Source organism: Collinsella sp. LCP21S3_A3 (assembly GCF_052118905.1).
GTDB lineage: Bacteria > Actinomycetota > Coriobacteriia > Coriobacteriales > Coriobacteriaceae > Collinsella.
On the sequence record NZ_JBQKGH010000003.1, the window covers coordinates 203,410 to 223,366 of the forward strand.

The 19,957-nt window shown below is 56.4% G+C and carries 16 protein-coding genes; 8 read left to right on the plus strand and 8 right to left on the minus strand.

Translation table 11 applies throughout. The annotated features are described in order from the left end of the window. Nucleotides 1–436 precede the first annotated feature (436 nt). From sufU to sufC, 5 genes are read right to left on the minus strand one after another with little or no spacing between them, the layout of a single operon-like run. Entirely contained in the window at nucleotides 437–871 is a 435-nt protein-coding gene (gene sufU, locus ACTQ0H_RS02895; protein ID WP_441044703.1) for a Fe-S cluster assembly sulfur transfer protein SufU, read from the minus strand. After that, nucleotides 864–2,189, minus strand: coding sequence for an aminotransferase class V-fold PLP-dependent enzyme (locus tag ACTQ0H_RS02900; RefSeq protein WP_441538868.1), 1,326 nt, complete (start codon nucleotides 2,187–2,189; stop codon nucleotides 864–866). Before ACTQ0H_RS02900 ends, sufU begins: the two co-directional genes overlap by 8 nt. Next, nucleotides 2,186–3,565, minus strand: coding sequence for a SufB/SufD family protein (locus ACTQ0H_RS02905; protein ID WP_441547774.1), 1,380 nt, complete (start codon nucleotides 3,563–3,565; stop codon nucleotides 2,186–2,188). Before ACTQ0H_RS02905 ends, ACTQ0H_RS02900 begins: the two co-directional genes overlap by 4 nt. Further along, nucleotides 3,565–4,977 (minus strand): Fe-S cluster assembly protein SufB, encoded by a 1,413-nt coding sequence (sufB, locus tag ACTQ0H_RS02910; RefSeq protein ID WP_427794570.1) that lies wholly within the window; start codon nucleotides 4,975–4,977, stop codon nucleotides 3,565–3,567. The genes ACTQ0H_RS02905 and sufB overlap by 1 nt, the downstream gene beginning before the upstream one ends. 12 nt (nucleotides 4,978–4,989) lie before the next feature. After that, complete coding sequence (sufC, locus tag ACTQ0H_RS02915; RefSeq protein WP_427794569.1) at nucleotides 4,990–5,790, minus strand: Fe-S cluster assembly ATPase SufC; 801 nt, start codon at nucleotides 5,788–5,790, stop codon at nucleotides 4,990–4,992. 223 nt (nucleotides 5,791–6,013) lie between these two features. On the opposite strand from sufC, the gene ACTQ0H_RS02920 reads away from it, so the two are divergent. The 3 genes from ACTQ0H_RS02920 to ACTQ0H_RS02930 all read left to right on the plus strand — a co-directional run bounded on the left by ACTQ0H_RS02920 (nucleotide 6,014) and on the right by ACTQ0H_RS02930 (nucleotide 10,250). Then, a complete protein-coding gene (locus tag ACTQ0H_RS02920) occupies nucleotides 6,014–6,445 on the plus strand; it encodes an RrF2 family transcriptional regulator (RefSeq protein ID WP_154518293.1) in 432 nt (143 codons plus the stop codon). Between the two features lie 138 nt (nucleotides 6,446–6,583). Continuing rightward, nucleotides 6,584–8,251 (plus strand): hypothetical protein, encoded by a 1,668-nt coding sequence (locus tag ACTQ0H_RS02925; RefSeq protein WP_441547775.1) that lies wholly within the window; start codon nucleotides 6,584–6,586, stop codon nucleotides 8,249–8,251. Between the two features lie 202 nt (nucleotides 8,252–8,453). Then, nucleotides 8,454–10,250, plus strand: coding sequence for an AAA family ATPase (locus ACTQ0H_RS02930; protein WP_441547776.1), 1,797 nt, complete (start codon nucleotides 8,454–8,456; stop codon nucleotides 10,248–10,250). Nucleotides 10,251–10,261: 11 nt separating this feature from the next. Here ACTQ0H_RS02930 and ACTQ0H_RS02935 read toward each other — a convergent pair whose 3' ends face one another. After that, complete coding sequence (locus ACTQ0H_RS02935) at nucleotides 10,262–11,281, minus strand: glycosyltransferase (protein ID WP_427795378.1); 1,020 nt, start codon at nucleotides 11,279–11,281, stop codon at nucleotides 10,262–10,264. Nucleotides 11,282–11,488: 207 nt separating this feature from the next. Between ACTQ0H_RS02935 and ACTQ0H_RS02940 the strand changes: the two genes are divergently transcribed. Beyond that, complete coding sequence (locus tag ACTQ0H_RS02940) at nucleotides 11,489–12,859, plus strand: hypothetical protein (RefSeq protein WP_441071008.1); 1,371 nt, start codon at nucleotides 11,489–11,491, stop codon at nucleotides 12,857–12,859. Here the strand turns inward: ACTQ0H_RS02940 and ACTQ0H_RS02945 are convergent. Together ACTQ0H_RS02945 and ACTQ0H_RS02950 are read right to left on the minus strand one after the other, a co-directional pair. Beyond that, complete coding sequence (locus tag ACTQ0H_RS02945; protein WP_441547777.1) at nucleotides 12,856–14,001, minus strand: acyltransferase family protein; 1,146 nt, start codon at nucleotides 13,999–14,001, stop codon at nucleotides 12,856–12,858. The genes ACTQ0H_RS02940 and ACTQ0H_RS02945 overlap by 4 nt on opposite strands. Nucleotides 14,002–14,005: 4 nt before the next feature. Beyond that, on the minus strand, nucleotides 14,006–15,106 hold the full coding sequence (locus tag ACTQ0H_RS02950; RefSeq protein WP_441547778.1) for a glycosyltransferase family 2 protein: 1,101 nt from the start codon (nucleotides 15,104–15,106) through the stop codon (nucleotides 14,006–14,008). A 151-nt stretch (nucleotides 15,107–15,257) separates the two neighbouring features. Between ACTQ0H_RS02950 and ACTQ0H_RS02955 the strand changes: the two genes are divergently transcribed. The 4 genes from ACTQ0H_RS02955 to ACTQ0H_RS02970 form a co-directional block, all read left to right on the plus strand. Continuing rightward, a complete protein-coding gene (locus tag ACTQ0H_RS02955; RefSeq protein WP_441547779.1) occupies nucleotides 15,258–16,076 on the plus strand; it encodes a SatD family protein in 819 nt (272 codons plus the stop codon). After that, nucleotides 16,073–16,819: a DUF3307 domain-containing protein gene (locus ACTQ0H_RS02960; protein WP_441547780.1), complete on the plus strand. Its 747-nt coding sequence runs from the start codon at nucleotides 16,073–16,075 to the stop codon at nucleotides 16,817–16,819. The genes ACTQ0H_RS02955 and ACTQ0H_RS02960 overlap by 4 nt, the downstream gene beginning before the upstream one ends. A 39-nt stretch (nucleotides 16,820–16,858) precedes the next feature. Continuing rightward, entirely contained in the window at nucleotides 16,859–17,824 is a 966-nt protein-coding gene (locus ACTQ0H_RS02965) for an FRG domain-containing protein (RefSeq protein WP_441547781.1), read from the plus strand. 256 nt (nucleotides 17,825–18,080) lie between these two features. Continuing rightward, nucleotides 18,081–19,957: N-acetylmuramoyl-L-alanine amidase (locus ACTQ0H_RS02970; protein WP_441547782.1), on the plus strand; the 1,877-nt coding region annotated here is incomplete at its 3' end.

Consider the following 19,957-nt stretch of genomic DNA (forward strand, 5'->3'; position numbering starts at 1 on the left):
GTGGGCCCCGAGACAATTATTTGTCTGCCAATACGCCCCGAAGCACGCGTTTGCGTCCCCGTAGACCGTAATGCCTGTTCTAAAACGCAATATATACGCGCCCGAAGGCGCTAATTTATGCTCGTGATTTGTATGCACATAGCTTGGCGTGCTGAATACTCGCAAAAATGCACGCCGCACCCTATGGGACCCGTCTGCGGCAGGCAGGAGGCGAGCCGGAGCCTAGTAGGACGGTGCCTGGCGCTTTGCTCGGCGTGCCCCGTGGCCCTGTGGCAAGCCTTATGTACTGTGAAAAACGCTTGTGCTTGCGGTTGGCCGTGCGATAAATGACAGATTGGGCGCCGGAAGCGTGGCTGCGCGTGCGCTCGTTATGAAAAAGCCGAGCCGCCCGTATCGGGCGGCTCGGCAATCAAAAACCTTGGATTCGGGGCATCCGTTACTGGTTAGCCTGACCCTCGAGCATGCCGTCGAGGGTGCGCCAGGCGAGTTCGGCGCATTTGACGCGGGCGGGCATGTGTGAGATGTCCTGGAGCTGAGCGGCCTCGTCTAGGTCTTCCAAGTCTTCCTCGGAGAGCTCCTCGCCACGGATCATGGCGAGGAAAAGCTCTGCCAGACGACGAGCCTCCTCGACCGTTTCGCCCGTGATGAGGTCGGCCATGATGTCGGCGCTGGCCTGGCTGATGGCGCAGCCGTGCCCGGTAAAGGAAGCCTCCTCGATTACATCGTTCTCGACACGCAGCTGCAGGGTGAGCTCATCGCCGCAGCTGGGGTTGATGCCGTCGTGTTCGTGCGTGGGGGCATCCATCTCGTACTTGTAGTCGGGGTGGGAGTTGTGCTCCATAAACGTGGTGGAGGTGTACAGATTACCCATTGAACGTACTCCAAACGTGATACAGGCCGGCGATGAACTTATCGATATCGGCCTTGTCGTTGTAGAAGGCCACGCTGGCGCGGCAGCAGGCAAGGTTCTCGACGCCCAGCCAGGTGAGCAGCGGCTGCGCGCAGTGGTGACCGGCACGGATGCAGACGCCGTCCATGTCCATGATGCTCGCGACGTCGTGAGGGTGGATGCCCTTGACGTTAAAGCTCACGACTCCGTGGTGGTTGTCCCAATAGATGGAGCCGATGATCTGGACAAAGTCGAGCTGCATGAGCTCGCCCATCAGGTAGTGGACGAGTGCCTGCTCACGGGCCTGGATGTTTTCGTAGCCCACCGTGTTGACCAGGTAATCAAGCGCCGCGCCCGTGGCGAAGATACCGGCGGCGTCCTGCGTACCGGCCTCGAACTTCTCGGGGACGGGCGTCCAGACGGCGTCCTGCTCGGTGACCGAATCGATCATCTCGCCACCGGTAAGCATGGGCGGCATGGCGTTGAGCAGATCCATCTTGCCCCACAGCACGCCGATGCCCATGGGGCCCATGGCCTTGTGCGCGCTAAAGGCAAAGAAGTCGGCGCCCAGATCGGCCACGTTGACCGGCATGTGCGGCAGCGACTGCGCGCCGTCGACGACCAGATAGCCGCCGTACTTGTGCACGAGCTTGCCGAGATTCTTGACCGGGTTCTCGACGCCCAGCACGTTAGAGATCTGACCCACGGCCAGAATCTTGGTCTTGGGGCCCACCTTGGATAGAACCTCCTCAGTCGTGAGCTGACCGGTCTTGGTGGGGTAGAGGTAGACGAGCTTGGCGCCGGTCTCGCGGCAGACCTGCTGCCACGGAATCAGGTTGGAGTGGTGCTCCATGATGGTGATGACGACCTCGTCACCGGGCTCGAGCACCGTGGGCGCAAAGCTCTTGGCGACCAGGTTGAGCGACTCGCTCGTGTTGCGGGTGAAGACGATCTCATTAGCCTGGGAGGCGCCGATGAGGTCGGCGATCTGCTGGCGCACCTTCGCGATGGCCTCGGTGGCCTCGACGGACAGCGAGTACAGGCCGCGCAGGGGGTTGGCGTTCATGCGCTGGTAGAAATCGCGCTCGGCGTCGAGCACACAGGCGGGGCGCTGCGCGGTGGCGGCACTATCGAGGAAGGCGATCTCGGGGTGCTGTTGGAACAGCGGGAACTGCGCCTTGTAGGGGTTGGTCTCGATGTCGACGGTAGGCCAGCCGCGCGAGGCCTCGTCGCTGGCGTCGAATTCCATGGGCTCGGGGGCAGTACAGGTATCGCATTTAACGTGCTCGGTGTCAATCATGCGAGCTCCTCCTCAAAGTTATCGATCAGGTTATTGCCCAAGCGGACGACGGCGGCGCGGATGCGCTCGTCGGCGGCGGAAAGTGCGGCGTCCTCCAGCTTGGCACGGATGAACAGGTCCTCGGCGGCATTTTGGTCAAGGCCGCGGCAGGCGAGGTAGAACAGCTGCTCGTCGCGGACGTGGCCGATGGTGGCGCCATGGTTGCCGGCGACGTCGTCCTCGTCGCAGAGGATGACGGGAACGGTCTTGTTGTCGACGCCCTTGTTGGCCAAGAGCACCGTCTCGCGCTCGGTGCCGACAGCACCCTTGCAGCCGTGCACGAGGTCGATGGTGCCGCGGTAGACCTTCTTGGACGTGCCGGTCAGCACGCCGTTGGCATCGATTTCGCACTCGGTCTTGCGGCCGCGGTGGCGCAGCTCGTAGTTAAAGTCGCGCACCTGCTGGCGGGCGCCCAGGTAATCGGTATCGATGGTCACCTTGGCGGTATCGCCCAGCAGGTCGCCGGCAAGGCCGGTGGCGCTGGCGCCAGCACCCAGTACGGTGTGCTGCACGTTGACGCGCGCGCCCTCGTCCAGGAACAGGCCGGTGTCGTCGAGCGCGATCCAGCTGTCGTCGAGCGTCTGCGTACAGGCAACGTTGACGGTGGCGTACTCGTGAGCACACACGCGCAGCACGGAGCCCACGACGCCCTCGCCGGTAACGGGGGAGTCCAGGGCGATCTGGAGGTCGAGCGTTGCCTGCGGGCGGGCGACGACATCGATGGCGGCGATGGCAGCCGCGGCATCGACGCCGCTCACGCGCACGGTGACCGTGGCACGGCCGTAGGCGGGCACGTCGATGACGATACGCTTGGTGGCATGGTCGGCCAGATAGGTGTAGGCGGCCTCGCCCATGCCGGTCTCGAAGGCCTCGGCGGGGGAGAGCTCCTCCTCGAGCTTGATAGCGCCGGCCTGGTAGACGGAAGTGGCAGGCACGTCGAGCTCGGTCTCGGGTGTGATGCGGGCGCGGTCGGCGGCGTCGCCGGGGGCTGAGGTGCGTCGCTCGGGGAAGCGCTCGGCCATGGCCTCCATGGCGGCGTCGAAGGCGTCGGCCGCGCCATGGATCTGCTCGTCCAGGCCTTCGACCTCAATGGCCTCGGCGGGAGCGGCGGCAAGCTCGTCCGAAAGCTCGAGCTTAGTCTGGTTCATCTTGAGCCAGCCCCATGTGGCGGCCGGCATCGCGTTGACGCCCCCGATCTCCTGCAGCACGCCGTCTCGGGGCTCCGACCCTCCTCGCGTACCTTTAGTACGCGTCGTCGGGCTCGTCGCTCCCGATACGTCGCACTGCAGAAGCTCGGATGACGTAAATGCGTTCGGCGTGTTGATGGTCTGTTTCATTATCCGATCGCTCCTTCCATCTCGAGCTTGATCAGGTTGTTCATCTCGACGGCGTACTCCAGCGGCAGCTCCTTGGAGACCGGGTTGGCAAAGCCGTTGACGATCATGGTGCGGGCCTCTTCCTCCGAGATGCCGCGGCTCATCAGGTAGAACACCTTGTCGTCGCCGATGCGGCCGATGGTGGCCTCGTGGCCGATGTCGACGTTCTTGGCGCGGATGTCCATGGCGGGGATGGTGTCGGAGCGGCTTTGGTCGTCGAGCATGAGCGACTGGCAGCTCACGGTTGCCTTGGAGCCCTCGGCCTTGGGCGTGGCCACGATAGAGCTGCGGAAGGTCTGGATGCCACCGCTCTTGGAGATGCCCTTGGTCTCGACGGTTGCCGAGGTCTCGGGCGCGTTGAGCACGACTTTGCAGCCGGTATCGAGGTTCTGGCCGGCGCCGGCAAAGGTGATGCCGGTAAAGCTCGAGCGGGCGCGGCGGCCGTTGAGCACACTCATGGGGTAGAGGTAGCCCACGTGGCTGCCGAAGGAGCCGCTGATCCACTCGATGTCGCCGTCCTCATCCACGCGTGCACGCTTGGTGTTGAGGTTGTACATGTTCTTGGACCAGTTCTCGATGGTCGAATAGCGCAGGTGTGCGCGCTTGCCCACAAAGAGCTCCACAGCGCCGGCGTGGAGGTTTGCCACGTTGTACTTGGGTGCGGAGCAGCCCTCGATAAAGTGCAGGTCGGCGTCGTCCTCGACGATGATGAGCGTGTGCTCAAACTGGCCGGCGCCCTTGGCGTTGAGGCGGAAGTAGCTCTGCAGCGGAAAATCGAGCTTGGTGCCCTTGGGCACGTAGACAAACGAGCCGCCCGACCATACGGCGCCATGCAGGGCCGCAAACTTGTGGTCGGTGGGCGGGATGAGCGTCATAAACTTCTCGTGGATGAGCGGCTCCCACCGCGGGTCGTGCAGGGCCTCCTCGATGCCGGAGTAGACGATGCCCATCTTGGACGCCGTGTCCTGCATGTTGTGGTAGACGAGCTCGGAGTCGTACTGCGCACCGACGCCCGCCAGGTAGCTGCGCTCGGCCTCGGGGATGCCCAGGCGCTCAAAGGTGTTCTTGATGTCGTCGGGCACCGACTCCCAGTCGTGCTTTTGGTCGGTGTTGGGCTTGACGTAGGTGACGATGTTGTCCATGTCCAGGCCCTCGATGGAGGGGCCCCACGTCGGGTCGGGAAAACGGTTGAAGATCTCGAGGGACTTGAGGCGCAGGTCGAGCATCCACTGCGGCTCGTCCTTCTTGGCGCTGATCTCGCGCACGATGTCGGGCGTGATGCCGGCGTCGAGACGCTCGAATCCCTCCTCGCCATAGGTGAAGTCGTAGAGGCTGCGGTCGATGTCCGCGACCTCGGTGCGGTTCTTGGTCATTGCGTCGCCCCTTTACGCCTGCTGCTCGGCAGCGGCTGCCTCGGCCTGGGCGCGCTGCTCGGCGGCCTCGCGCTCGAAGGTCTCAAAGCCGTTCTTGTCGATCCAGGGGATCAGCGAGGCGTCGTCCTCGCGCACGATGTGGCCCTTGACCATAACGTGGACGCGGTCGACATCCAGGTGCTCCAGGATGCGCGTGTTGTGCGTGATGATGAGCATGGAACCGTTGCAGCTCTTGCGGTAGGCGTCCATGCCGTGGCTGACGGTGGACAGGGCGTCGACGTCCAGGCCGGAGTCGGTCTCGTCCAGGATGGCGAGTTTGGGCTGCAGCAGCAGAAGCTGGAGCATCTCGACCTTCTTTTTCTCGCCGCCCGAGAAGCCTACGCCCAGCTCACGGTTGAGGTAGGCGGTGTCCATGTTGAGCTCGGCCGCGAGCTCCTTGACGCGACGGCGGAATTCCTTGCCCTTCATCTCCAGGCCGGGGCGGCCGGCGATGCTGGCGCGCAAAAAGCTCGACAGCGGCACGCCCGGGATCTCGACCGGAGCCTGGAAGCTCAGGAACAGGCCGGCGCGCGAACGCTTGTCGGTGGTGAGCTCGGTGATGTCCTGGCCGTCAAAGACGATGCGCCCGTTCTGCACGGTATAGACGGGATCGCCCATGACCAGGTGGCCGAGGGTGGACTTGCCGGCGCCGTTGGGTCCCATCAGCACATGGGTCTCGCCGGCGGCGACGTTGAGGTTGACGTTGTGGAGGATGGTCTTCTCGTCCACGGAGGCGGTCAGACCTTCGATGGAAAGCAGCGGATTTGCGCTCATGCTGTCCCTCTCTGTATATGGTGTACTCATAGGTGTACTAAACCCTAGGAATCTTCTCGGAATAAAGTTACTATGGGTTCGGCGTTAGTCAAGGGAAAACCCGACTAATCCACTCGACTTTTCAGATGTGGGACATAATAGTCGGGATCGTCTGTCCCACACGCTTGGCATCTGGGGCAAACTCTGCTGATGATTTTTTCTCAAGCGCACCGGGAGGGTAGGTATGCTCATTTCTTCTAAGGGCCGCTATGCCCTCCGTTTGATGATTTATATCGCGGCGCTCGGTGACGCCGAGGGCAAAATCGCCCTGCGCGAGATTGCCGACCGTGAGCATATTTCGCAAAAGTATTTGGAGCAGCTGGTCCGTCCGCTTATGAAGGCGGGCCTGCTCAAGAGTGTGCGCGGCAAGGGCGGCGGCTACATGATGGCCGTGGACCCGGCCGAGGTGCGAGCCGGCGATATATTGCGTGCTGTCGAGGGCAGCACGGCGCCCGTCGCATGCGATGGCATCGATAACAACTGCACTCGCAGCGATCTGTGCTCGACTGTGAAGTTCTGGCGCGGTCTGGACGACGTGATTGAAAAGTACGTCGACGGCGTGACGTTGGCCGACTTGGCGGCCGTGCCCGAGATTAACTTCGATATCAAGCTGTAACTCGAGCACAATTCCTTAAGATTTCGCGGAGGGCGTTATCGTTTGTCGAGTTGTTGTTGTACGACATCGGTCTTGCTGCGATACTTAAATCTATCTTTGCAAACTGCACTTTAACTACACCAATGCAAGGAGGATCTTATGCAGCCCAAGCATTCCGCGATTGTTGCCGGATTGACGCTGGCTCTTTCGTTTGGCGCCGTTGCCGCGCCCGCGCCCGCTGCTGCGGATGAGCCCACGCCGGGCGTTGCCTCGGATGCCACCGATATCGATAAGGGTCTTTATACCCAGCAGTCTTTCTCGGGCGTGCTGAGGTCGGTCCAAGGTGTCTCGTTTGTCAATGTGACCAGCGAGATGAAGTACTTTACCAAGTATGAGAGCCACGGCAACTATAACCAGGGCTTTTCGTACGGCGATGGTTACAACGCTCTCGGTTACTACCAGTTCGATCGACGCTGGTCGCTCATCCCGTTTATGAAGCAGGTCTATAACTACAATCCTGCCAAGTACGGCATGCTTAAGTCTGCAATTGACCGCGGGGGCGATATCTCCAACGCAAGCAACCCCATGTATTCGAACGGTCAGCTGACGGAGCTGGGTCGCATTGCGCAGGATGCCTTCCAAGGCGCCTATAACGCCGATCCGGCTGAGTTCTCGGCGCTGCAAGATTCATATGCATACAACTCCTATTACGCGGTGACCGAGGCCTGGCTCAAGAGCGCGCTTGGTATTGATATCTCTGGCCGCGCCGATTGCGTCAAGGGTATGGTGTGGAGCATCACCAACATGTGCGGCACCTATGGCTGCCAGGACTTTTTCCGCTGGGCAAATCTTACAAACGATATGACCGACCGTGAATTTGTGACGGCGCTTTCCAGCAGCGTGGTCAATAACGTTGCCCGTAAGTACTCGAGCCAGCCGCAATATCACGAGGGCTGGAAGAACCGTTACAAGAACGAGCTTAAGGATTGCCTGGTCTATATTACCGAGGACGAGGCCGCGGCGACGCCGCCGGTCGAGCCTCAACCTGAGCCTGAGCCCGAGCCCGAGCCTGAGCCCGAGCCCGAGCCCGTGCCCGTGACTCCGGCGCCCGCCGCTCCCGTTGCTCCCTCTGGGTCTAGTGCCGATACCAATGGTGCTGACGAGGATACCGTCGATACTCCTTCGAACGATGCCGGAGCAAGCGATGGAAATGGCGATGTCGCTTCGGCCGGCAGCGCGGGGTCTGCCTCGCCTTCGAATTCCGCAGATGCTGCGGCAGGGTCTGGTTCTTCCGCCGGTGGATCGACTGCCGGTTCGAGCGACTCGTCGACGAATGACAAACCCTCTGCGAGCGAACAGCTTGGCTCCATGTTTGGCTTCTCGCTGATGTCTGGCATCAACAGCGGATCGTCTTCCAAGAAGGATGGATCCGACGAGGGCGCTACGGAACAGACCGAGTACGCTAAGGGCGATTCGAAGGACGAGGGTTCTAAGGGGTCCGATTCCGACAAGGGCACGGAATCAGACGGTGCGGAATCGAAGGATCCCCGCCTTGGTAAGGATGGCAAGCAGGCGGATAACAATGGGTCCAAGGGCCTGGTTGATGATGCCGCCGATCAGAACCAGGGTAAAACCAAGGTTGTGACTGCCTCAGCCACGACGACTCAGTCCTCTAAGGGCAGCATGCCCAAGACGGGTGACTTGATTTTGATGGCGAGCCTTGCCAGCGCGAGCTTGGCCACATTGGGCGCTACGTCTATTGTGAGCGGTAAGCATAAACTTGACCAGCAAAACAAAGACGCTGCGGAGAAAGACGCCCAAAAGTAGGCTCTCAGCGAGCGTTTTGCCTTAGCGATTCAAATAGGGGCCCGATGCGATAGCACCGGACCCCTATTTGTTGCGAATCGTTTTGTTATGCCCCCCTTATGGAGTCATTTCTACCGTTACCCGAATCATTTGTTGAACAATAAAATTGTTATCAAGATGGTCGCTAAAATGGCATCGTTGTTCTAAAAGGGGAGATAAAACGGTGTCTGAACAGGCAATGTATGATATTGATAACACCTTTGACGTGAAGTTGCTCAATCCCGGCGGAAATGCCGTTCTGCCGATTGATATTCATGATTTTGCCGACGCCGCCGATCATTGTGTTTTAGTTGATAAGACCATGTTTATTGCCGATATCTTAGATTGCGAATCGACTGTGGCGCTCTGTTGTCGGCCTCATGGTTTTGGCAAGAGTATGAACCTCTCCATGCTCAAATGTTATCTGGAGCGTCCTGTGCCCGGCTCGTCGAGCGTGAATCTGTTCATCGGTAGCCAAATATGGGACGCAGAAGATGGCATCTATCGTGATGAGTATGCACGCTATCCGGTCATTGCTTTGGATTTTTCCACTTCCTCCTATCGAGGCGCCGATGTCGAGGCCACCATGCGCGATGTCGTCGCTCGTGAGTGCGCTCGTCTGTTGCCGCTGCTGGAAGTTCCCGATTTAGCGCGCGGCGACGTGCGCCATATCGAGCGCGTAGCGCGCGGTGTTGCCGGTTCTGATGAAATCGATTCGGCTCTTGGCGTGTTAATCGAGCTCCTCCGTATGGCATGTGATGAACAGGTTGTGCTGCTGGTTGATGGGTATGACGCGGCGTTTACGAATCATATGCAGGTGCAGGCCGCCTATGGCTCGTGCTTTATCGAGTTGCTTGACCGCCTGCTCTTTGAGGGCATTGTCTCCTCGGTCGATTCTTTGCGGCTGGTTTGCTTGATGGGGGAGCGACCCGGCCCCGCACAGGCGGCATTTGCGCATCGCAACTGCCCGTATTGTTTGGCTTCGCCCTTATCGAGCTGGTGCGATCGTCGGTTTGGTTTTTCGGATGCCGAAAACAGGGCGCTGCTAGATTACACTGGTCAGAGCGACAGACTGGCTTGCGCGCGTGAATGGTTCGAAGGCTACCGGTTTGGCGGGTTCTATTGTTCGAACCCGGCTCGTGTGGTTGAGTTCTTGGCTCGGGGCTGCCTGCCGCCAACGCGCTTTGATGTATGTTGCTATGCCGATTGTCTGAACGAGACTGTGGGCGCCTGGGATTTGAGATGGCTTGCGGCAATGTTTGATTTGCTTAATCCGTATGGCTGTGTTGAGGCGCCGCTGTGCATAGACGCCGTGAAGCCTGATGCCGGGACAGCGGAAGGTATTTGGACCGATTTGTATTTGAGTGGACTCCTGACGACAGATGCGACTGATCGCCAGGCGGACGGCAGTCTGCCCCGCGCCCTGCGCCTTCCCAATAACGAGCTCCGGTATGCGCTGCGTCTTGTGATTGTCGAATGGTTCGAGTGCGCTGCCGAGAGTGCCGAGGCTATCGATGATTTCCAAGAGGGTCTTTGCCGCGGAGACGAGCGTGCAGTTAGGCGAGCTTTGGGCGTAATTATTAATGACTTGGGCGTCAATGGAGACGAGTCGGATTTGCTGCTGGCTTTTCGTTTGGCACTGCAGGGTCTTTGTTTTGGGTTGCCTGGGTATGCCGACCCCGTTACAAAACGAGCGCACGGTTCGGAGCTTGGGGGTTTCCAGGTGTTTCCGACCGCCAATACCTTTGATGCGGCGGATACACTTGGCATATTGGATAGCCGCCCGCTGATCTCGGTCAGCATGCTGTACGACCCCGATGTCGATGCGTTGGGCCTAGAGCTTCTGTCAGTGCAGGCATTGCTCGATATCGAGCGGAGCGGTCTCGACGACATTCGCGTGCCGCGTCCTGCCGTGGGCCGCATGCGCTGGGGGTTTGGCTTTGATGGGCAACGAGTTGCCGTCGCATGTCAGAAGTTATAGGAGGGCCGGCTTTACTCGGTTTCCTTCATGGGCGGCATGGGCTTCCAGTTGGGGTCGCGTACGATCTTGCGGGCATCCTTCATGCCACGGCGCAGCGCCGGAATGCCGGTCTTAAAGCACTTGTCGACGGCGGCAAGGCGGATAAACTCCTTGCAGAAGGTCGCCACATTGCCCAAACGGAACAAAATGGGGTGGTAATCACCGTAGATCTGCATGTAGCGGGCCAAGTAGCCGCGGTTACGCATGATGTAGTAGCGATTGGTGTCACTGGTGGAATTGAGCTGACGCTTACCGGCGATATCCCAGTTGGAGACGGCGCGGGCGCGCTTGAGTACCACATCGGCGACTACGACGGCAGGGAAGTGTTGGCTGGCGACATAGCCATAGCAGGCATCGTCGCCGTAGATAAAGAAACGAGCGTCGGGCAGGCCGATCTTGTCGACAACACGGCGTGAGAACAGGCCTCCCTCAAAGCACAACTGGTTCATGGCGCGGTAGCCCTCGGGGCCCAGGTCCCACTTAGCGATGGGGTTGGGGATGCCAAGCGAAAGGATGAGCTGATACTGCCAAAAGAAGGCACCGCCGTCAAAGTCCAGGCGCGAACCCTGGATGACGTCGTAGCGGTCGGTCCACTTGGCCAGGCGCTCGATGCCCTCCGGGATGACGAGCACGTCGTCGTCCATCACCCAAAACCACTGGGCGCCCAGATCGTAGGCGCACTTGGTTCCGGCGGAGAAGCCGCCCGCGCCGCCGCCGTTTTCGAGCTGCGGGGCGTAGATGACGCGGTCGGTGCCGCCCTGCGCGTCGGGCTGATCGGCGTCGATGCCCCACAGGTTGGCGAGGCGCTCGTTGAATGCGGCACACATGGCTTCGGTCTCGCGCGAATTCTCGTTGTCGACGATCACGATACGCCACGGCGCGGCCGTGAGCTCGGTCATGGAGTCGAACAGGTTGGCCAGAAGCTCCTGGCGCTTATAGGTGACGACGACGATGGCGAGCTTGTCGATGGGGGCGGGGAGGGTAGAAGTCATGAACGAGAATATCCTTTCGCGTGGGCAGCATATCGGCCCTGCGGAATAAACAACGTGTCCCATGGGACACGACTATTGTAAGCGTAGGCGGGCGCCCGCGTGTAATGTTCCGCTAATCACCAAGAACGTTTGCTACACGCCTGGTTGACGTGAGTGCGCGGCGAGATTGCAAGCGCGCATTGTGGTATTACATAGGTGCCGATTCCTGTGGACGCGATCTTTCTGTTTGGATGCCCTGTGAATAAAACTCGTTTAGCTTCCTTTGCCGATAGCCTTCCCGTCAAGGTCATGTTGCTGTTTTTGGTTTTTCAGGTCGCATTTGTCCTGAGCAATACCGCGGCGAATTGCCTGCCGAGGCCCGTTGTCGAGTCACATGCGCAGGGTTCGGAGTCCTCTGCCCTGTTGTCTGACATGTATATCTACGACCACCGTGTTGCAGCTGGTCCTGTTTGCTTTGATAACAATCGCTTTATCATTGAAGTCGCACAGCAAAAGGACCAAGGTTCTCCGTTTAAGACGATGACTGTTGCCGAGATCGATGACGTTACGAAAGCCGGCGGGATTACGCATCAGCAGTACTACCGGTATTGGCATGGATGGCAGCTACTTACGAATGTCTGCCTGTTTATTGGTGGTATCGACGTTGTCGTGGTGCCTGCGGCCGCTCTGGCGATTGCCGGCTCCGCTTGCGCTTACGTTGCCTTGCGGAAGCGAATTTCAAAGCCATTGACGTTGGGGTTCCTTGCAATCCTGTTGTTCTCGACCAACCTGTTTTTCAATTTTATCGGTGATCTGCTGCTGTGCATCTCGTTCTTTGTGGCGCTCATCATGATGTCTTGCATGAGCCTTCGTTTGGGCTCGGCCCCGAACGCACGGGTTTTCACAAGCCGCCTTGTCCTTTGGTCGATAGCGACGGGCGCCGTGTTTTCGTTTCTTGACTTTTTAACGATTCCTGCCGCAGTTGTCGCCCTGCATTGCTTTTTCGCCTTCATTGCGCTCCCCAAGGGTGAGCGCCCCAAGCGTTGCGTCGTCACGATGCTGCAGGCGCTCTTTGGGTTTGGGCTTTCGTTTGTGTTTACCTGGGCGATGAAATGGGTTGTCGCGGCATTTGTGCTGGGCTGGGACGAGGTCTTTTCGAACGTTCTGGGCGAGATGGGCCTTTGGTCTGCGCATGGGACTTCGTCACTGTTGCCCCAGGCTGACTGGCCTCAGATTTTGAAGGCGTTTTATTACATGAGCCCGCAGCTGTTTGCCATTTGCTCAACAGCTGGTTATGCGATGATCTCGAACGTCGTTTGTCTTGTTTCGTTTGCTGCCGTATTGGCGATTTGGGTTGCCGTGCTCGTTTGCTCGATACGGGGCGGCGCGCAAGGCGGTCGTCGTCGAAAGGTGTTGATCCAGTCGCTGCTCATGGCACTGCCTCTGGTTGTTGTTCTGGGTTATTTCGTTGTTATGCATGACCATGCGATCGTTCATATTCCGGTATTTGGCTGCAAGAATTGGGCGATTGTCTTTGCGATTTTATTTGTTTCAGGTGTAAGCGCGCTTCGTGGTCTGAGGAGTCAGAAGGACGTCTAGCTGTTCATGTGGGCCTTGATGGCCTCGACTACGGCCCTGCGTACGATATCCACGAGGAGTAGGGCAAGCGCGAGGCAAAGGCTCATAAGGATTCCGAGCAAAATGGCGGCGGCTGGACGGGGCTCTCCCGTTTGGATGCCTGTCGCCATGGTGTAGATTGCCTTGTCGAAGATGGGGCGCCAGACATTGCAGGTAAACGATTGTACGGCGTAGAAAGCGAGTGTTCCTGCGGCGAGAGACACGATTGTCTTGTCTGCGGCTGAGGTTTCGTGGCGCGGCTGATGGAGCGCTGCGGCGGCAACGGATGCGGCGGCCAAGATAAAGGATATGACGGAAGTGGACTTGAAGGAGAGCTTCCAGAGCGCGTCGTACTGGCTATTTGCCGATAGCAGAAGCTCGAGCGCGATGGTGGTGGCAACGAGTCCGATGAGTACGATCTTGGATTTTTGAGCGCCGGATGCGTTGCCGTGGCATTCGAGGACAAAGTGCATTTCTCCAGCTGCAATAAACGCGACCAGGTAGGTAACTGCGCTCATGAGTTTGCGCCACAGAATGATACCGGCCGCTTCGTTTGCCGTCGCCGCGATGTAGCAGTTGATTCCAAATGTTGCGAGCACAAGAAGGGCTACGACAAACGGGGCTCTTTTGCTGCCGATTCGCTGTCGTATCAGCGCAATCACTGGGACAAACAATACGGAGACGGCGTAGACCCAGATAAACTCGATGCCCAACGTGAGCCAGCCAATCTCATGCAGCGAGATTTCTGGTAGGGGATAGACGTACATCGAAACAAACAGGCAGGTGGCGCAATAAAAGAGCGTGGGCAAGACGATCTTTTTGAGGCGATCAAGCGATTTAAGCGTGAGACCCTGCGCGGATGAACCGTTTTGGAGGGCGCGTACCGCCGAGGGAATAAGGAAGTATCCCGAGATCATAAAGAAGACCTCGTTGGCCCAGCAGCCCAGCAGGTTGATAAAGCCGAGCGCGCCGGAGTAAGGGAACACAGCGAGCGGCGCGTATTCCGGTAGGCTGGTGCAGACGGCTTGGAAGGTCCACTGAAAGGTATGGAACACCGCGATACCGGCGACCGCTACCATGCGCAGCGCCTCGATGGAGGTATTTCTGCTTGCTTTGCTGCCCATCAGACTATTTTCCAGCGCGTGCGTTGTATGAGCTAAAGTGCGATGTGATCATTTTTAGAGTTTGCTTGGGCCCCTTGTTCCATACGTTATACAAGCCCTCGCCCACGAGGTCCTTGGCGTATGCGCAGTAGCTGATTTTAGGGTTGGCGATACCCATATACTCGGAATAGAGCTTTTTGGCCGCGGGAGTAACGCGAGAATTGGCAAATACCAGCTCTTGCGGCATGCGTTCGAACATCTTGTGGATGGCCTGCTCGATTTCGGGGTGCCCTTCAATTCCGGTGTGCTCAATCATGATGCCCATATAGGTGAAGCCACGTGTGATTTGGGGTGTCCAAACGGCGGGGTCGGTGACGTTGAGCCGCTCAAGAATATCGACCATATCGTTCCAGCGATTAAACGGCATCAAGGGGTCACGCTTGGCCAGAGCGGACGCCTTTTCGGGTGTTTCCTCGCGGTAGCAGTAATACGACTTGGGCCAGTAAGCGATCGCCTTTGCCTGGCAGAGCGTTTCGACAAGGAATGGATTATCGGCCCAGCCCGCACCGGGGATTTCCTTAAACCAGATATTGTTTTGCAACAGGAAGTCGCGACGATAGATTGCCGACCAAATGGACGGATGATGGGCCAGCAGGTGTGGAGCGTCGTGAATGGTGAACGGTTGCCGAGGCGGTTTAATGCGACCGCGATATGCGCAATGTAGTTTGACCTCTTGGGGGGTATCGGGGTTGCGAATGATCCAATACGGGGTCTCAATAATATCGAGCTTGTTCGGATCGCCAAATTCGCGCTTGGCAAAGGCAAGCATGTCGGAGTACATTCCGGGCTCGATCCAGTCATCGGGCTCGAGGATGGCAATCCAGTCGCCCTTTGCCTCGCGAATGCCCAGATTGCAGGTTGCGCCGTAGCCCTGGTTTGCCTTATCGATCACTCGAACGCGTGAGTCGAGCGCAGCGAAATCTTGCATAATGGCGAGGGAGTTATCAGTAGATCCGTCGTTGATGGCGAGGATTTCCAGTTCGATTTTCTTTTCCTTTAATAGGCTGCCTATAGCCTGAGAAAGATACGGCTCGGCATTGTAAGTAGGCACGATTACGGTCAGCATTCAAACACTTTCTCTAGGCGATTTGGAAGAATTATAGCCTATTACAATGCAACGATTTCAGTTGCATCCGCCATGAAGAAACTAAAACCGTTGCAAATGAGCGAAAGCAACTAAAATAGTTGCTATAATCGCCATGAGGAAAGGAAGCCTGATGAACAATAGCTATTCGGCCCTCATGGTTGATATGAGACATTCGAGATGTCTTTCGGACAGTAGGAGGCAAAGCGCGCAGGAAGATCTTGCGAACGCTATGGACTGCACAAACGAGCTGTTTAAAACTGAGCTCGAAATGCCGCTAATGTTTAGTGCGGGCGATGAATTGCAGGGCCTATTTCGTAGTACGGCTGGCGCTTTCTTGGCATATAGATTTATTAAGATACTCGTCCAGACGGTTGATCTTAGGGGCGGTATCGGAGTTGGAGAATGGAAAACTCGGATGCAGTCTGCATTGTCGACGGAGCAAGACGGGTCGGCATACCATCGTGCACGCAGAGCAATTGCTGCGTCCGAAAAAGATAAGTACAGTAATTTGAAGATCATTGATGCTTCGGGTGTTTCGCGTGAGAAAGAGCTGTGCGCGGCGGGCTGTCTGGAAATAATCGATCGCAGAAACGAGTCGCAGCGTAATTACTGCGAGGTTGTTGAGTTACTGCGGCCGCTAATGCTGCACGAGGGCACAGACGCGACTTTGAGCAAAAGGTATACTGAGCTCTTCGAAACACGTATAGGCAAAAAGTATGGCGCTAAAAGCAATCCGATCGATTGCGCGCCAGTGGCGTTGGGCAGCTCGCTCAACCTCAACGTAGATAGCATCAGGGCTAGTCATGTAGGGCTTGCGGGGCAAATGGGCGTTGCGATGGGGAAGACGAGGCAGGGGCTCGAGAAAAGCCTTAGACTCGCGAATGTTGTAAAAGAAAGAGAGCTGGCTGCTTTCGCCGTTCATTTCCTTAATGAGCTGGAGATGGCATGAGGGTATTCGGGTGTTTCCTTCTGTTTCATATGCTGTTCGACTTTTATTTTCAGTCGAATAAGATGGCAGGCGAGAAGGAATGCAGCAGAATTGCCCTTGCCATGCACTGCTTAGTTTACGCGGCCGGCGCCGCAGCAACAGTAGCTCTTCTGTTTGAGGCGAGTGCAACCGCCATTGCTGCGTCCTTTACAGTATTTGCCCTTTCACATTGGATTATCGATGGCAGCCTGAGAAGAGCGTTTGCAAGACTTGACCTTTCGCCGGTCGGTAGTTTTCTGGCCGATCAAGTGCTGCACATTATAATTCTGCTCATATTGAGCGTTCTATGTTGCCATTTGTGGGCCATGCGGCCAATTGCTTTGAATCTCTTGGGCGCCCGTGGAGCGGAGCTCTCTTGGATTTCGACACTGTGCTTTTGTGGACGCCCTTGTAGCATTGTTATTGCAAAGGTGCTCCAATTTCTTCGAAACCCGGGTGTTGAGCAGTCGGCGGATACGACAACCGCACATTCAGGCAAGTGGATTGGAATATTTGAAAGGCTGATTGTCGCGGCGCTTTCTCTGATGAGCCAATATTCGGCTATAGCATTTATTTTTACCGCAAAAAGTATTGCGCGCTTTAAGCAGCTGGAAAGTGATAAGGATTTTGCTGAGGTTTATTTGCTGGGCTCATTGGCAAGCGTGTTCATGGCAATGGCTTCTGCGGTCTTATTTAGCTATTTGTTTAGTGACGCCGGTTGCTGAAGTTGCCATTTTTCTAAATCTGTTTTTAGGGAGTTGAAAATGACGTCGGAATTAAACGAGGGCAATAACAGGCCGGCAATTATAAATAGTAAACTTACAATTTCCGGTGTACGGTTTGTCAAGATGGAAACATATTCTGATGCTGATCGAGAGCTTGATATACCGGTTTATGAGATATCTAGTATTCATGGTTTAAACCGTTTGATCGGTTATTCTAAATTTATGAATAAGGATGTTGGGAAAGTTTTATATCGAGGTCAAAATCGACTGTATGGAAGTCTAACTCCCTCCTTGATGCGCGGTAAGAAATACTCCGATAAGTGCCTGCATAACCTCAAGTCGCTTGTTGATACAATAATGTCAGACTCGCTTTTGAATAAACAGTTCAATCTTCCTGCTGGTTGTAACTCAAATCCTTCTGTTATTGAGGGAGCGCTGCAGCACTACGGCATAAGCACTCATTTTATTGATTTGGTTGACAATCATTGGATTGCTTTATGGATGAGTTTATACGAGTCGGAAACTATTAAATCTATAGAAATCTATACTCATTATAAGAGTAGGTATTTGGATAACTATGATTTGCTATCAAACATTGCTAGAGGGGATAACGATCCAATAGGTTTCGGTTATTTGTTAATGGTGTGCGTGCCGGAAATTAAGTCTCCGATGGGTAACGGGCTATATCGAGGCAATGGATTCGAGTTTATTGATTTAAGAAGATCCCTCCCTTCTATCTTCCTTAGGCCGCATGCGCAGCATGCCTATGTCCTGCGTAGGAGAGGACCCGATGGCAATAACCCTAATTTTTACGATGTAGCCTCACAGTTGATAGGCATAGCAAAAATACGATTGGACTACATCGCCAAATGGCTTGGTAGCGGAGAACTTCTTTCTCAAAATAACCTATTCCCTCAACCATGTTTTGATCCTGGATATGAAATCTTGTTATCAAGAACAGATTTGTTCGATTCGAATTTTGGAATGATTACAAAGTATGTTTAAACGGGCCTCCCGTTGCGCTCGAACTGCCATGTAGTCGTGAGAACGAGGAGGTTCCATATGCCGAGAAGGGTTGGCACCAGGGAGGTCCTGTGGCTGAGGACGGGGCGCTAACGTCGATTTAGGGATCGATACATGAGCGTTTTAGGTTCTTTGTGCTCCGGTAACTGTTGGGTACTTGACGCAGCAGTTCCCTCGGGTTTCACCTGTAATATAATCTTGTGAGCATCATTTGAACTTGTTCCTGACGGGGGCTGGCATGAAACGTCATCTGCAACTTCTTGCGACATTCGTTGCAGCGTTAGTTATTGGACTCAATCCGTTGATCGGGCCGGTTGCCACTGCCTATGCAACCAATGGGGAGCCTGTTCAGCAGGATTCAACTGCTGAAGTCGCGGATTCTGAGAGCAATTCATACTCGACTAACGACCCTACCTCCTCGCCCTCCAATAAGAATCAGGGCGACTCTGTCAATCTTGCCGCAGAAGAAAATGACTCTTCCGTTGTGGCGGATGGGAACGGCGACGTTTTAACCGATTCGTATCAGTACCTCTATATCGCCTATCCGCAGCTTCCAGTCGGTGTGGACCAGGTGATTGCTTTTGCTACCCCTAACGATTCCGATGTACTCACAGATGCGACTCTTGAATTGGAATCCACGACTGGGCATTCCCTTTCTGTTAGTGCGACGGCCGTCAGTGGTAATGCTGCCGCATTTCAGTTCGGTAAGGATTATGCTGAGTGCGGATATGATTTGATTTCGATCTCCTATCATCTGCAAGGCGATGCCACGGAGCACAGTGTCGATTTGATGCAATGCGGATATGCGTTCGACATTGATGCGAATGCCACTGTGGACGATGACCTCGTCGAAGGCAGTGTCAATTCGTCTGTCTACTATTCAGACGATTCTGGCGATGCGATTCAGGCTGCCACGATTGGCGATGCGCTTAACGCCTCAAATGGGGTGCAATCTCTCTCTCTTACTGATACTGCTGTGAACGGTGCGTATGTTATTGCTCTTGATCCTGGTCATGGCGGCGTTGATCCCGGCGCTCAAGGCAATGGGAAGAGCGAGGCAGATCTAACTTGGAAGATTGCTGTTGCCTGCAAGGCCAAACTTGAGCGATACGGTTTTAAGGTTGTGATGTCTCGAGAGCAAAGTGGATCTTACGGCAGCAACGATTATCTGTACCGCGTTCAGCGATGCGTAAAGCAGGGCGCACAAGCTTTTGTGAGCTTTCACATTAACTCTGGTAGTTCTGCGGCGCATGGTGCTGAGGTTTACGCGCCTACGGCCAATGGCACGAGCTATACCCAGGCGTCTGTTGAGCTCGCTCAGAAAGTAATGAATAACCTGCATGCTCTTGGCTTAACCTACCGTGGTGTATTCCAGATGGAGCTCGGTGATGAGTTTGCCGTTATTCGCTGTGCGCGCGAGCAAGGGATTCCGGGTATCTTGATTGAACATGGCTTTATCTCTAATTCGGGCGATGCTTGGAATTATTTTAGTGATGCCGGTTGCAAACGTCTGGGCGAAGCGGACGCCGATGCGATTATTGCTCAATTCCCGCGTTCTAGTTGGATGGATTACTCCGCTGTATTTGATGCTGACTATTACCTAAAGAATAATCCTGATGTCGCTAAATGGGCCAACAACGATAAGGACAAGGCCCTCCAGCACTTCATTAGCTTCGGCATGGCCGAGGGCCGCCGCGGCAACGAGGCGTTCGACGTCCAGAGCTACTACAACGAGTACCCCGACCTGAGGGCCGCCTTCGGCACCGACATCGTCAGGTACTACGAGCACTACGCGACCTTCGGCAAGGGGGAGGGCCGCCACCCGTCCGGCTGCGCGTCGATCAAGGGCATGCGCACGTCCCTCGGCGGCAAGGACTACTCTGCCGTCTACGGCCCGGAGTACTATCTCGAGCACAACGCTGACGTCAGGTCCTTCTATTCGAGGTCAGTCGGGTCGCTCGTCCTCCTCGATGACACGGGCGTCATCGGCCACTTCGTCAGCTGCGGCATGGCCGAGGGCCGCCGCGGCAACGAGGCGTTCGACGTCCAGAGCTACTACAACGAGTACCCCGACCTGAGGGCCGCCTTCGGCACCGACATCGTCAGGTACTACGA